At 62.6% G+C, this 14,015-nt stretch carries 11 protein-coding genes; 5 read left to right on the forward strand and 6 right to left on the reverse strand.

Annotation, left to right across the window (positions count from 1 at the left end; translation table 11 throughout):
* Positions 1-37: 37 nt before the first annotated feature.
* On the reverse strand, positions 38-2,437 hold the full coding sequence (locus tag HBO05_RS15535; RefSeq protein WP_169954230.1) for a GGDEF domain-containing protein: 2,400 nt from the start codon (positions 2,435-2,437) through the stop codon (positions 38-40).
* A 135-nt stretch (positions 2,438-2,572) separates the two neighbouring features.
* Complete coding sequence (gene rlmKL, locus HBO05_RS15540; RefSeq protein WP_172313201.1) at positions 2,573-4,843, reverse strand: bifunctional 23S rRNA (guanine(2069)-N(7))-methyltransferase RlmK/23S rRNA (guanine(2445)-N(2))-methyltransferase RlmL; 2,271 nt, start codon at positions 4,841-4,843, stop codon at positions 2,573-2,575.
* 533 nt (positions 4,844-5,376) lie between these two features.
* Here rlmKL and HBO05_RS15545 point away from each other — a divergent pair.
* A complete protein-coding gene (locus HBO05_RS15545; RefSeq protein WP_002553055.1) occupies positions 5,377-5,592 on the forward strand; it encodes a ribosome modulation factor in 216 nt (71 codons plus the stop codon).
* Between the two features lie 133 nt (positions 5,593-5,725).
* Here the strand turns inward: HBO05_RS15545 and HBO05_RS15550 are convergent, their stop codons facing one another.
* The 4 genes from HBO05_RS15550 to HBO05_RS29475 all read right to left on the reverse strand — a co-directional run bounded on the left by HBO05_RS15550 (position 5,726) and on the right by HBO05_RS29475 (position 8,748).
* Positions 5,726-6,751, reverse strand: coding sequence for a quinone-dependent dihydroorotate dehydrogenase (locus HBO05_RS15550; RefSeq protein ID WP_169954231.1), 1,026 nt, complete (start codon positions 6,749-6,751; stop codon positions 5,726-5,728).
* A gap of 90 nt (positions 6,752-6,841) precedes the next feature.
* Positions 6,842-7,306, reverse strand: coding sequence for a lytic transglycosylase domain-containing protein (locus HBO05_RS15555; RefSeq protein WP_172313204.1), 465 nt, complete (start codon positions 7,304-7,306; stop codon positions 6,842-6,844).
* Complete coding sequence (locus tag HBO05_RS15560) at positions 7,303-7,710, reverse strand: winged helix-turn-helix domain-containing protein (RefSeq protein ID WP_169954233.1); 408 nt, start codon at positions 7,708-7,710, stop codon at positions 7,303-7,305. The genes HBO05_RS15555 and HBO05_RS15560 overlap by 4 nt, the downstream gene beginning before the upstream one ends.
* Before the next feature lie 177 nt (positions 7,711-7,887).
* Positions 7,888-8,748 (reverse strand): secretin N-terminal domain-containing protein, encoded by an 861-nt coding sequence (locus tag HBO05_RS29475; RefSeq protein ID WP_346343159.1) that lies wholly within the window; start codon positions 8,746-8,748, stop codon positions 7,888-7,890.
* A gap of 246 nt (positions 8,749-8,994) precedes the next feature.
* Between HBO05_RS29475 and HBO05_RS15570 the strand changes: the two genes are divergently transcribed.
* The 4 genes from HBO05_RS15570 (at position 8,995) to HBO05_RS15585 (ending at position 13,936) form a co-directional block, all read left to right on the forward strand.
* A complete protein-coding gene (locus HBO05_RS15570; protein ID WP_170043312.1) occupies positions 8,995-10,221 on the forward strand; it encodes a CmpA/NrtA family ABC transporter substrate-binding protein in 1,227 nt (408 codons plus the stop codon).
* Between the two features lie 13 nt (positions 10,222-10,234).
* Positions 10,235-10,810 (forward strand): ANTAR domain-containing protein, encoded by a 576-nt coding sequence (locus tag HBO05_RS15575; RefSeq protein WP_038442299.1) that lies wholly within the window; start codon positions 10,235-10,237, stop codon positions 10,808-10,810.
* Between the two features lie 247 nt (positions 10,811-11,057).
* A complete protein-coding gene (locus HBO05_RS15580; protein ID WP_169954236.1) occupies positions 11,058-12,269 on the forward strand; it encodes a nitrate/nitrite transporter in 1,212 nt (403 codons plus the stop codon).
* Entirely contained in the window at positions 12,269-13,936 is a 1,668-nt protein-coding gene (locus HBO05_RS15585; protein WP_172313409.1) for a bifunctional protein-serine/threonine kinase/phosphatase, read from the forward strand. The genes HBO05_RS15580 and HBO05_RS15585 overlap by 1 nt, the downstream gene beginning before the upstream one ends.
* The last annotated feature ends 79 nt before the right edge of the window (positions 13,937-14,015 follow it).

Below are 14,015 nucleotides of genomic sequence, written 5' to 3' on the forward strand. Positions count from 1 at the left end.
CCCACACAACCCTGCTCCCACATTCGGTATACGGTACTCAGGCAGGCAAGCGCTGCGCCTCGACCCGATCCCGGCCCGCCTGCTTGGCCGCATACACCGCCGAATCCGCACGCAGCAACAAGCTATCCACGCCCTCATCGACCCGCCAACTGGCCACGCCGAAACTGGCCGTTACCGTGCCGACGCCGTCCATTGGTGTACTGCGCAGCACTTCCCACAACTCAACGGCCAGGCTGTAGGCCTGAACGCCATCGGTGTTCGGACACAACACCATGAACTCCTCACCGCCCAGGCGACAGAACACATCGCTGCGGCGCACACGCAGGCGGATACGCCGGCACAGCTCCTGCAGCACGCCATCCCCCGCCGCGTGCCCATGCTGGTCATTGATACGTTTGAAGTGATCGATATCCAGCATGATCACTGCCAGTGCTCCCGACGTGCGCCGCACCCGGCTCATCTCGGCCTTCAGCCGGTCCTGGAAATAGCGACGATTATGGATACCCGTCAACGAGTCGGTGATGGACAACGCCCGCAACTCTTCCTCTACCCGCTTGAGATCGGAGATATCCGACACATAGCCATGCCATAGCGTACCGCCGCCAGGTAACTCTTCCGGCGTCGCCTCGCCGCGAATCCAACGCAGGCCCCGACCTGGCAGTTGCACCCGGTACTCTTCACGCCAGTGGCTCAATTGCAGCGCTGACAGGCGGATGGAGGCGCGGATGCGCTCGGCGTCCTGAGGATGAATTCGCTCGAAGACTTGCTTGGCATCCTGTTGCAGCAACCCCGGATCGATTTCGTAGATATCGCGAATACCGTCGCTGGCGTAGATAAACCGCCAATTGTCGTTAGGCTCCAGGGTGAACTGGAAGATCCCGCCCGGCACATGGGCGCTGAGTTTTTTCAGCAACCGATCCCTCGCCGCCAGGGCCTCATAGGCGCGTTTCTGTTCGGTGACATCCAGGCAGATCGCCAGGTGCCCGACCCACAAACCATGTTCATCAAGCAAGGCTGTGGCCAGCATATTCACGGTCAACTGGCTGCCGTCCTGGCGCACCAGCGTCCACTCCCGGGCCTCATGCAGGCTGTCGGCGCCCTCCACCAGCATCGCCTGGCCGGGCATGATCCGCTTGCCGAGAGCATGGCTCAGTTGCATGGCACGGGTTTCCAGCTCCACCGCCAGGTGCAGGCTTTCGAGGGTCATGTGGCCCAGCACCTGGTCAGCCGGATAACCCAGCATTTGCTCGGCGCCGGCATTGAAGGTGCTGATCACGCCCCGCAAATCGGTGGCAATGATCGCCACCTGGGTCGCGGCGTTGAGCACACTGCGCAACTGGCCGTGGGCACCGCGCAACTCGTACTCGCGCTGGTGCAATTGCCCGGTGCGTTGCTGCACCAGCCGCACCGCCCGTTGACGCTGGCTGACCAGCACATAGAGCAAGGCACTGAGTAACAGGCTGAGCAAACAGCCCATGGTCAGGATACTGGCGACGGAGGAATGATTGGCCTGGGCGAATACCTGGCTGGGGCGCAGGCTCAGGGCGTAGACATGATCCCCAAGGGTCAGCCGGCGGATCGCTTCCAGGCCACTATCGCCCAGGGCATTGTCCGACGCATACAACACCCGCTGCTGGGTATCGGAAGTATCCACAATCTGCATCACCAGGTTGTCCCGCGCAGGTTTGGGCAGACCGTCGGCGACCAATTGGCGCATGCTGATCACCGCCATGACGAAACCGTAGGGTTCGTTGTAGGGCATTTGCGCGGTGGGCGCTCGAGTGACGGGCGCCACCAGCAACACCCCCATGGCATACGCCGGCTCGACGCCCACCAGCGACATCGGTTGGGACACGGCGATGGTGCCGGAACGGTACGCCCGCTCGACCGTCGATCGGCGCAGTGGCTGCGCCAGTAAGTCAAACCCCAAGGGTGAGCCGAGCAGGCTTTGGGTCTGGCTGTACAACACCGGCACATATTCGTCGCGCTCGCCCGCCGTCACCAAAGTCCCGGCTTCGTTCAGCTCGCGAATGGAGAACGACATGCCACGCTGGAGTGACACTTGCTGTTCAAAAGCCTGGCGCTGATCGCGAAATATCCGTGGCGCCCAGGCGTAGGCACGCGCGCGCAACAGTAGCGGCTGGGCGAACCCATCGAACTCTTCGCGGGAAACATCATGGGAGTTGACGAAAAAACGCCGCAGGCTGCCCAGGCGCTGTTCCTGGTCTTCAAAACGCTCTTCCAGGCGGCTATAGCGTTCGTTGACCAACAACTGAAAACGCTGGCGGACCTCCTGGTGATGCAGGTCGGCCGTGGCCAGCGCCAGTACGCCGGTAAGCGCCACACCCACCAGCAAGACCACCAAAGCCACCAGCCAAGCCGACGCCTGTTCGCTGATAAATCCCAGTATTTTCGGGCGGACGGCTTGCAACGGCATAGGCAAAACTCGCAACACCAGCGTGCAGGGGCGCCACTTTGGCTAAGAGAATAGTTATAGCCATCGAGCCCACTTTTGACCAGCGCAAAAAAGCCGCGAGCCCGGAAAAATCCAGGCTCGCGGCTTCAAGGTCGATCAGCGTGCGGTGATTTTCCAGGCGCGGTGGATTTTCGGGTTACGGGCGAAATCCGGATCGATGGTTTTGTCGCTGATTTCCTCGACGGCATAGCGCTCGCCCAGGTTGTCTTCCAACTGGAACTTGCGGAAGTTGTTGGAGAAATACAGCACCCCGCCCGGAGCTAGGCGGGCCATGGCCAGGTCCAGCAACTGCAAATGGTCACGCTGGACGTCAAACACGCCCTCCATGCGCTTGGAGTTGGAGAAGGTTGGCGGATCGATGAAGATCAGGTCGAACTCATCACGACTGGCTTCCAGCCACGCCATCACATCACCCTGCTCCAGGCGGTTCTTGTCGGAGAAGCCATTGAGGGACAGGTTGCGACGTGCCCAGTCCAGGTAGGTTTTCGACAAATCGACGCTGGTGGTGCTGCGCGCACCGCCTTTGGCCGCGTGCACACTGGCAGTGGCGGTGTAGCAATACAGGTTGAGGAAGCGCTTGCCGGCGGCTTCTTTCTGGATGCGCATGCGCATCGGGCGGTGGTCGAGGAACAGACCGGTGTCCAGGTAATCGGTCAGGTTGACCAGCAACTTCACCCCGCCTTCGCTGACTTCCGTGAACTTGCCCTGGGCACTCTGGCGCTCGTACTGCTTGGTGCCGCTCTGGCGCTCGCGGCGCTTGACCACCACACGGTTCTTGTCGATGTTCAGCGCCTGGGGAATTGCGGCCAGGGCATCGAACATGCGCGCCGAGGCTTTTTCCGGGTCAATGGATTTGGGTGCCACGTATTCCTGGACGTGCACCCAATCGTGGTACAGATCGATAGCCATGGAGTATTCCGGCATATCGGCGTCGTACACACGGTAGCAATCCACACCCTCGCGCTTGGCCCACTTGCCTAGCAACTTGAGGTTCTTTTGCAGGCGGTTGGCAAACATCTGCCCGCCTTCGCTCAAGCGCGCCTGCTCGACCACCGGAGCCGGTGCCGGCGCGGGTTTGATCGGGTTACCGTTCTTATTGTACTGGCGCTCTTGCGGCTCGGTCGGGGCCTGGTCGTAAGCGGCTTGCTCACGTTCGGCCTGGCGCTGTTCCGGGGTGCGGCGCTCGCCGGTGACGAACTGGTCCGGGTTGACCTTGATCAGCAGCAGCTTGCACGGCAAGGCGCCGTTCCAGAACGAGTACTGCTTGTGGCTGCGGATACCCATGCGCTTGCCCAGGTCTGGCGCGCCGGTGAACACCGCCGCTTCCCAGCCCATGCACGCCTGGCGCAGACGCTCGCCAAGGTTCTGGTAGAGGTACAACAGGCTGGCTTCATCACCCAGGCGCTCGCCGTACGGCGGGTTGCAGATGACCAGGCCTTTCTGGTTCTGGTCCGGGCGCGGTTCGAAGGTGCCGACTTCACCCTGGTAGATCTTGATCCAGTGGCTCAGGCCGGCGCGCTCGATGTTGTTGCGCGCGGGCTGGATCAGACGCGGATCGGCTTCGTAGCCACGGATCCACAGTGGTGGCTTGTTCATGCCGATAGCCGCACGCTCGCTGGCCTCGGTGTGCAGTTTTTTCCACAAGGCCGGCACGTGGCCGAGCCAGGCGGTGAAGCCCCACTGTTCGCGATTGAGGTTGGGGGCCATGTCGGCGGCGATCATCGCGCCTTCGACCAGGAAAGTGCCGACGCCGCACATCGGGTCAGTCAACGCGCCGTTTTCAGCGGCAATGCGCGGCCAGCCCGCACGAATCAGAATTGCCGCCGCGAGGTTTTCCTTCAACGGTGCCGCACCCTGCTGCAAGCGGTAACCGCGCTGGTGCAGGCTATGGCCGGACAGGTCAAGGGAGAGGATCGCTTCGCCACGGTCCAGGCGCAGGTGAATGCGCAGATCGGGGTTGATCTTGTCGATGGACGGACGTTCGCCGGTCGGGGTACGCAGCTTGTCGACAATCGCATCCTTGACCTTCAGCGCGCCGAAGTGAGTGTTGTCGATACCCGAGCCATGGCCGCTGAATTCCACCGCGAGGGTGCCATCAGGGACCATATGGTCTTGCCATTCGATATCCAGCACGCCGTGGTACAGGTCTTCGGCATCCTTCATCGGGAAGCGCTTGAGCACCAGCAACACACGGTTGGCCAGGCGCGACCAGAGGCACAGGCGGTAGGCGGTTTCCATGTCGGCCATGCCGCGCACGGCCGAGGTGTGCTCGCGTGCTTCTTCAAGGCCAAGCCCGACGGCTTCCTCGATCAGCAGGCCTTCGAGGCCCTTGGGGCAAGTGAGGAAGAGTTCGTAACGGTCCGACATGGGCATTCCAGGCTTTTCAGCAATAAGTGAACGGGCGACGCATCGCGCGTTCGGTTTTCAATCAAGCGCTTTTCTTGAAGAGCGCTCGCGTGGCACGAATGTGTGCCGTTCCACCCCGGTCTCCTGGCCTATTGGCCTTGATTGCCGGGGCAGAGAGATATTTTGTGCAACAAAAGGAAATATTCTGACCCTTCGTCGAATAATAACCGACTGCAAGCGGCGGGTATTCTCACTAAAGGATTAAACCCATCCTCTATACAGGGCACATCATAGCTGGCTTTGCCCTGTAAATGGGGCGAAAAGCCATCCCAGCTTATGGCTATAGCATCGTTATCGTTACGTGCTTATGACAAAACGATCATTGAATCCATGTGACCTATTGGTTAGAACTCAACACAGGTTAGCGCCGCAACGACGCTGACACAGAGGCTCGCCACGCCGGCAGCGAGCCACACCAACGGCAGAAAAACTCTGCCCGGCCTCGGATGAGGTCGAAGGATATCAAGACAGTCAACAAGTGAGGGAAACACCCTATGAGAAGACTTAAGCGTGATCCGTTGGAAAGAGCATTTTTACGCGGATATCAGTATGGCGTTCATGGCAAATCCCGTGAGCTTTGCCCCTTTACTCTACCGTCGGTACGCCAAGCCTGGATTAACGGCTGGCGCGAAGGACGCGGCGACAATTGGGACGGTATGACCGGCACTGCGGGGATCCACAGACTCAACGAACTTCACGCCGTCGGCTAATCAGGGCACTTAATTCCGACAACCACCTTGAAGAATGTAACGACTTAACCACGCACGCCCCATCCGGGCGGCGGGCTTCGGCCCAGGGGCTCCTTCGAGGAGCCCTTTTTTATGGGCCGGCTCCTACAGGGGCTCAGGATTTGGGGAGCGCCGCGATAGCGTCGACCGATTGGCGAATCAGCGCTGGCCCCTTGTAGATAAACCCGGAATACAACTGCACCAGGCTGGCCCCTGCGGCGATTTTCTCGGCAGCGTGCTTGCCTTCGGTGATCCCGCCCACGGCGATGATCGGCAAACGACCGGCCAGTTCGGCCGCCAGCACCTTGACGATATGGGTGCTCTGGTCACGCACTGGCGCACCGGAAAGGCCACCGGCTTCGTCACCGTAGGCCAAGCCTTCAACGCCGACACGGCTGAGGGTGGTGTTGGTCGCAATCACCGCGTCCATCCCCGAATCCACCAGAGCCTGGGCCACCAGCACGGTTTCTTCGTCGCTCATGTCCGGGGCGATCTTGATTGCCAACGGCACGCGCTTGCCGTGGCGTACCGCCAGGTCTTCCTGGCGCTGGCGCAGGGCTTCGAGCAACTGTTTGAGGGAATCGCCAAATTGCAGGCTGCGCAGGCCCGGGGTGTTGGGCGAACTGACGTTGACTGTCACATAGCTGGCGTGGGCGTAGACCTTGTCCAGGCAAGTCAGGTAGTCATCCACCGCACGCTCCACCGGGGTATCGAAGTTCTTGCCGATATTGATCCCGAGGATGCCCTTGTACTTGGCGGCCTGTACCCGGGACAACAGGTGGTCAACCCCCAGGTTGTTGAAGCCCATGCGGTTGATGATCGCCTCGGCTTCCGGCAGGCGGAAAATGCGCGGCTTGGGATTGCCCGGCTGCGGGCGCGGCGTGACGGTGCCGATCTCGACAAAACCGAACCCCAACTGCGCGAAGCCATCGATGGCCGCGCCATTCTTGTCCAGGCCAGCCGCCAGACCCACCGGGTTGGGAAAATCGAGCCCCATCACCGACACCGGCATCTTCGCCGGCGCCTTGCACACCAGGCCATTGAGCCCCAGGCGGCCACCCGCGCCGATCAGGTCCAGGGACAGATCGTGGGAAGTTTCCGGGGAGAGTTTGAACAACAGCTGGCGGGCCAGGGTATACATGGGCGGGCTTGACTCGGATGGCGGCAAAAGGTGGCGGCGATTATAGCCGGGGTGGCGGGTCCGTGCGAGGCATGGCACACCGCCGGTCGATCATCCATTGCGATGGGCCATCAACTCTTCATAGCGGCTCCAGATCTTCTGCGCGTAGCGCAGGCGCAACGCGTCACGCTCGGCCCCCGCCCCAGGCCCGACGTTATAGGCGCCCACGGCAGTCCAGTTGTAGCCAAACTGCTTGATGAAGCCGGCCAGGATCGAGGCCCCCACCTCGACCGACAGACAGGGCTCATCCAACAGGCGCTGCTCGGTAATGCCCTGCTTGACCAGGCGAGGCAGATGAATGCTGTTGATTTGCATCAGGCCAATATCATAGGTGCCGTTGTTATTGCTGTAGTTCATGGCCTCGGCGCGGTAGCCGGACTCCACAGCGGCAATCGCCTGCAACAGTTCCGGCTCGATATCGTATTGACGAGCGGCCTCGGCCCAGCAGTAAGCCCGGGCTTCGCCTGCCCCGCCCAGGCAAAGCAACAACAGTCCCAGCCGGCAGGCGCGTTTCATGCCCGCTCGCCATACCATCCACAGGCAGGGCACGCACGGGGCGCTTTGCCCGCCGCCTGCGCCGGGCCAGGCGGCTCGATCACCCGCACCCGGCCATTGAAGCGATAACCGCGGCCATACACGGTCGCGATCAACGCCCGGTCGCCCTCCAACTGCTTGCGCAGCGCGTAGATGCAACGGGTCAGGGATTCTTCGGCGATATCGGTATGGGGCCAGACCTGCTCCAGCAGGTGGTCCTTGCTGACCAGCACGCCGGGCGTGGCCAGCAACAGGCGCAACACGTGACATTCCTTGGGTGGTAACTGAATGTCGCGACCTTCAGTGGTCAACCTGCCATCCGCCTGCAACCTCCAATGACCAAAGGCGAGGGACGCCGCCATCAAGCCCTCAACTGCAACAACCATTCAAACCTCTGTACCTGTCTGCGGACATTCACGGCGCCCTGATTTTCCATAGCGCACCGTCTGGGAGATAGGGCGACTATAGAAACCCGCGGCCAGTTTCACGTTAGGAAAAAGCCCGCTGCTTCGAAGTTTTCCGGGAGTGTTGCGTAGGAACTTTCGAAGTCTGTACAAACCCCGCTACGGCTCGGCGATCCGCGCAAATGCACGCCGCACACGCTCGTATTGCTCGGCACTCAAGGGCGTTGAAGTGACGGAATGCGCGGGTGTGTCCAGCTCAGCCACCAGTTTTTTGATCAGCCTCAACTGCTGCTCACTGCCTTTGACCAGCAGGCTGTTGGTCTCTGGGTAGGCGATTACCACCGCGCCGGTGCCGGCCTTGCGCCCCAGCGTGGCGAGCTGTTTCTCGAGCAGCGTGGCGACACCCGGCACGGTGATGGTCTGCGAGCCCATGTCATACCGACGGTCCGAGACGTCGGCATTCTGCACCTGGACTACGCCCACTTCAGGCGGGGCCTCGCGTCGCGCCGGGCGCGGACGATCCATCAACTGGGCCAGGCGCAGGACGTGGTCGACGTAATTGGCGGGCCCCGACACATAAAACAATCGGGCGCCGGCCTTGCGCAGGGGGTAACGCGCCTCTTCGAGCCCCGCGCGGCGCATGACCTGGCGCAATCGGTCGACGGTCATGTAGCGCAGGGTCACCCCGGAACTCTTGGCCTCGCTGGCGTCGTAGAGATGCAGCACCTGGCCGTCGCTGTACCAGATCAGATCGTGCTGCAACGCCACGCTCTCCAGGACCGCTTGTGCATGGGCAAAATCAAAATGCCCGGTAATGCGCTTGCCCTCCGCCAGTTTGCTGACCACGATGGGCTGGCCCAGGGGCACCGCAAGCCGTCTGAAGAAGCCTTGTAGGCTTTCGTCCCACATCAGATAGGACTCGCCCATGGCCGGTAAGGCATTGAGCATCAACAGACCGCCCAGCAGCCAGCGCTGTAAAAAGCCACGACAGGTCGTTGCGTTAGATCGATCAAGGAGCACGCCGGGTTTCCTGGACGGTGTTGCGTGAAAGAGCGCCATAGTGAAAGCCCACCCGGGTGCAATCTTGATGAAAACCTGATCAACCACCACTCGCCCGGGCGCCGTGGCATGTGCCTTGCTTTGCCCTACCCAGCGCAGCCCGCGCCAACGCCGGAACGGGCTCACAGACAAAGGCGTCGTTACCTGCCGCGGCTTGCATGCCGCCTGGCATGACGACGCCTTTTTTCATACAGAAGGTAGGTGTAGATGAGTGATCAGCTCGGCAACAGCCAGGCCAACAACCCTCTGGCCTGGGTCAACGGCAGCGATGCCCCGGAAAAGAGCAGCCTCGACCTGGGCTTCATGGCCTTGAGCGATTGCGCCTCGCTGGTGGTCGCGGCGACCCAGGGGTTTGCCCAGCCCTACGGCCTGACGCTAAACCTCAAGCGCCAGTCATCCTGGGCCGGCCTGCGGGACAAGCTGGTCAGCGGCGAACTCGACGCCGCCCACAGCCTGTACGGCCTGATCTATGCGGTGCACCTGGGCATCGGCGGCGTTGCGCCGACCGACATGGCGGTGCTGATGGGCCTGAACCAGAACGGCCAGGGCATCAACCTGTCCCAGGGCCTGCAACAACAGGGCGTGACCAGTCCTGAGGCACTGGCGCGCAAGGTGCACCAAAGCCGGACAAAACTGACCTTCGCCCAGACGTTTCCTACCGGCACCCACGCCATGTGGTTGTATTACTGGCTGGCTAGCCAGGGCATTCATCCATTGCGGGATGTGGACAGTGTGGTAGTGCCGCCGCCGCAGATGGTCGCGCACCTGCAAGCCGGGCGGATCGACGGCCTGTGTGTCGGCGAACCCTGGTGCGCCAGCGCGGCGCAACAGCACCAGGGTTTTACCCTCGCCACCAGCCAGGCGATCTGGCCGGACCACCCGGAGAAAGTCCTGGGCTGCACCCAGGCGTTTGTCGAGCAGTACCCCAACACCGCCCGGGTGCTGGTGATGGCGGTCCTGGAAGCCAGCCGCTTTATCGACGACAGCATCGAAAACCGACGTTCCACCGCGCAACTGCTGAGCGCCCGGGAATACCTGGACGCCCCGCTCGACTGCATCGAGCCACGGCTGCTGGGCGCCTATGCCGACGGCCTGGGCAACCACTGGCAGGACGCGCACGCGCTGCGCTTCCATGGCGAGGGCGAGGTCAACCTGCCGTACCTGTCCGATGGCATGTGGTTCATGACCCAGTTCCGCCGCTGGGGCCTTTTGCGGGAAGACCCCGATTACCTCGCCGTGGCCCGCCAGGTGCAACAACTGGATCTCTATCGCCAGGCCGCAAGCGCCGTGGGCGTGGCGGCCATGGACACGCAGATGCGCAGCAGCCAATTGATCGACGGCAAGGTCTGGGACGGCTCGGACCCGGCCGGTTATGCCCGCAGTTTCCGCCTGAATGCCCTGGCCGACGATGTCGTCCGCCACGCCTTGCGCTGACCGGAGGCCACCCATGTTGCGAATCCTGCTGATCAATGACACCCCACGCAAAGTCGGGCGCCTCAAGAGCGCGCTGACCGAGGCCGGCTTTGAGGTAATCGACGAGTCCGGCCTTACCATCGACCTGCCGGCGCGCGTCGAAACGGTGCGCCCGGACGTGATTCTGATCGATACCGAATCACCCGGGCGCGATGTGATGGAGCAAGTGGTGCTGGTCAGCCGCGACCAGCCGCGGCCCATCGTGATGTTTACCGACGAACATGATCCCGGGGTAATGCGCCAGGCGATCAAGTCCGGGGTCAGCGCCTACATCGTCGAAGGCATCCAGGCCCAGCGCCTGCAACCGATCCTTGATGTCGCCATGGCGCGCTTCGAGAGCGACCAGGCCTTGCGCGCGCAACTACTGGCCCGCGACCAGCAACTGGCGGAACGCAAGCGCATCGAGCTGGCCAAGGGCTTGCTGATGAAAATGAAGGACTGCAATGAGGAACAGGCCTACACCCTGATGCGCCGCCAGGCCATGAGCCGCCAGCAGAAGTTGATCCAGGTGGCGGAGCAGATTATTGCCATGAGTGAATTGCTAGGCTGAGCCACACAACCGCAATCGCCCAAGGTGGGAACGGGCCTGCCCGCGAGGGCAATGTCACGGTTGGCGCAAGACTTGCTAACTAAACACCACAGGTAGCCAACGGCGGTTGCCCCTCCACGACAAAGACGTCGCACATCCGGTTTGCCCAGGCGAACCCGGTGGCGGCGTTTTTTCGTTTGGATGGGGCGGCCTTCGCTGGCCGTTCCATCACCAGGCCTTCTACAAGATCCCCAATCTGAGGTGCGTGATGAAATCAAGCTTCTGGAAATCCGGGCACACCCCGACCTTGTTTGCCGCGTTCCTGTATTTCGACCTGAGTTTCATGGTCTGGTACCTATTGGGCCCGCTGGCGGTGCAGATCGCCGCCGACCTGCAACTGACCACCCAGCAACGCGGGCTGATGGTCGCCACGCCGATCCTGGCAGGGGCGATCCTGCGCTTCTTGATGGGCATGCTCGCGGACAAGCTGTCGCCCAAGACTGCCGGCCTGATCGGCCAGGTGATCGTGATTGTGGCGCTGTTCTGTGCCTGGAAACTGGGGATCCACAGTTATGAACAGGCGTTGCTGCTAGGGCTGTTCCTCGGCATGGCCGGGGCCTCGTTTGCCGTCGCCCTGCCGCTGGCCTCCCAGTGGTACCCCGCCGAACACCAGGGCAAGGCCATGGGCATCGCCGGGGCCGGCAACTCCGGCACGGTGTTCGCCGCGCTACTGGCACCGCTGATCGCCGCCGCATTTGGCTGGACCAACGTGTTCGGCTTTGCCCTGATCCCGCTGATCCTGACTTTGATCGTGTTCGCCTGGCTGGCGCGCAATGCGCCTGAGCGACCCAAAGCCAAATCCATGGCCGACTATTTCAAGGCCCTGGGCGACCGCGACAGTTGGTGGTTCATGTTCTTCTACAGCGTGACCTTCGGTGGTTTCATCGGCCTGGCCAGCGCCCTGCCCGGCTACTTCAACGACCAATACGGCCTGAGCCCGGTCACCGCCGGTTACTACACCGCCGCCTGCGTGTTCGGCGGAAGCCTGATGCGGCCCCTGGGCGGCGCCCTGGCTGACCGTTTCGGCGGGATCCGCACCCTGCTGGGCATGTACGGCGTGGCGGCCGTGTGCATCGCCGCAGTGGGCTTCAACCTACCGAGTTCCTACGCGGCACTGGCACTTTTCGTGTGCACCATGCTCGGCCTGGGTGCGGGTAACGGTGCGGTATTCCAGCTGGTGCCCCAGCGCTTTCGCCGCGAGATTGGCGTGATGACCGGGCTGATCGGCATGGCCGGCGGTATCGGCGGTTTCGCCCTGGCAGCGGGCATGGGCGCGATCAAGCAAAGCACCGGCAGCTACCAGTTGGCATTGTGGCTATTCGCCAGCCTGGGCGTGCTGGCGTGGTTCGGCCTGTATGGCGTGAAGCGCCGCTGGAGGACCACCTGGGGTTCGGCGGCCGTCACCGCCGCGCGGGTCTGATGAGCCTGCAATTGAGCGTGGCCCAGGCCAGCGCCATCGGGCCACGCGCGGAAAACCAGGACGCCCTGCGCCTGGTCACGCCGGCTCCGGAACTGGCCGCCAGCAAAGGCTATCTGTGTGCTATCGCCGATGGCGTCAGTCAATGCGCCGACGGCGGCCTGGCCGCGCGCTCGACCTTGCAGGCCCTGGCCCTGGATTACTACGCCACGCCACAGACCTGGGGCGTGGCCCAGGCCCTGGAGCGGCTGTTGCTGGCACAGAATCGCTGGCTGCAGGCCAATGGCGGCGGCCAGCCGTTGCTGACCACCCTCAGCGCCCTGGTGTTGCGCGGCCAGCGCTTCACCCTGGCCCATGTTGGTGATTGCCGGGTGTATCGCTGGTTTGACGGTGAGTTGCAGCGCATCACTCAAGAGCATGTCTGGGAGCAACCCGGCATGCAGCATGTGCTCAAGCGCGCCCTGGGCCTGGACCAGCATCTGGTGGTGGATTTTCTCGACGGTGAACTGCGCCAGGGCGAATGTTTCCTGCTGCTCAGCGATGGTGTGTGGGCGACCCTCGCCGACCACAGCATCCGCGCGATCCTGCGCGAACAGGCCGACCTGGACGTGGCCGTCAATACGCTGGTCAACGCCGCGCACCTGGCAGGTAGTCAGGACAACGCCAGCGCCCTGCTGGTGCGCATCGACCGACTCGGCGCCGCGACCCTGGGCGATGCACTGGTGCAGTTGCAACAGTGGCCATTGCCGCCACTGTTGAAGGCCGGGCAATCCTTCGAAGGCTGGCAGGTGGAATGCCTGCGGGCACACAGTCGCCAGTCGTTGCTGTACCGGGTGCGCGATGCCCAGCAGCAACCCTGGCTGCTCAAGACCCTACCCCCTGACCACGATGATGACCACGATGCCGCCCAGGCCCTGCTCGCGGAGGAATGGTTTCTGCGCAGGGTGGCCGGGCGGGCATTTCCTGAAGTCCATCCGGGCGGCGGGCGTCAGCATTTGTACTACGTGATGCGTGAATACAGCGGGCAAACCCTGGCGCAGCTGTTCCAGCGGCAAGGCCCGTTGCCACTGGCGCAGTGGCAATCCATTGCCGAACGCTTGCTGCGGGCAGTGGGCATGCTGCATCGCCGGCAAATCCTGCACCGCGACATCAAGCCGGAAAACCTGCTGCTGGGCGATGACGGCGAACTGCGGGTGCTGGATTTTGGCCTGGCCTATTGCCCTGGGTTGTCCGAAGACCGCGCTCACCTGTTGCCGGGCACGCCCAGCTTTATCGCGCCCGAAGCCTTCAGCGGCGAACGTCCGACCCCGCAGCAGGATTTGTACAGCGCCGGTGTGAGCCTGTATTACCTGCTCACCGGGCATTATCCCTACGGTGAGATCGAAGCTTTCCAGCGGCCCCGGTTCAACACGCCGGTCAACGCCAGCCGCTACCGGCCGGACCTGCCCGATTGGTTGCAGCAAAGCCTGGAACGCTCGGTTGCCGCGCAAGCAGATCAGCGTTACGAAACCGCCGAGCAATGGCTGCTGGTACTGGAACAGGCCGACCGCCGCGAACTGAGCCTGCGCCCGCGGCCGCTGCTGGAACGCGAACCGCTGAAGGTCTGGCAAACCCTGGCGTTGGTGTCGCTGCTGATCAATCTGCTGTTGCTGTATCTGTTATCCCTGTAGGAGCCAGCTTGCCGGCGCAAAACCCACAATCACCGTATTCATCCAGGTACCTCGCGTTATCGTTAACGTCCTTCGCCGG

Source organism: Pseudomonas sp. WS 5079 (assembly GCF_012985465.1).
Lineage (GTDB): Bacteria > Pseudomonadota > Gammaproteobacteria > Pseudomonadales > Pseudomonadaceae > Aquipseudomonas.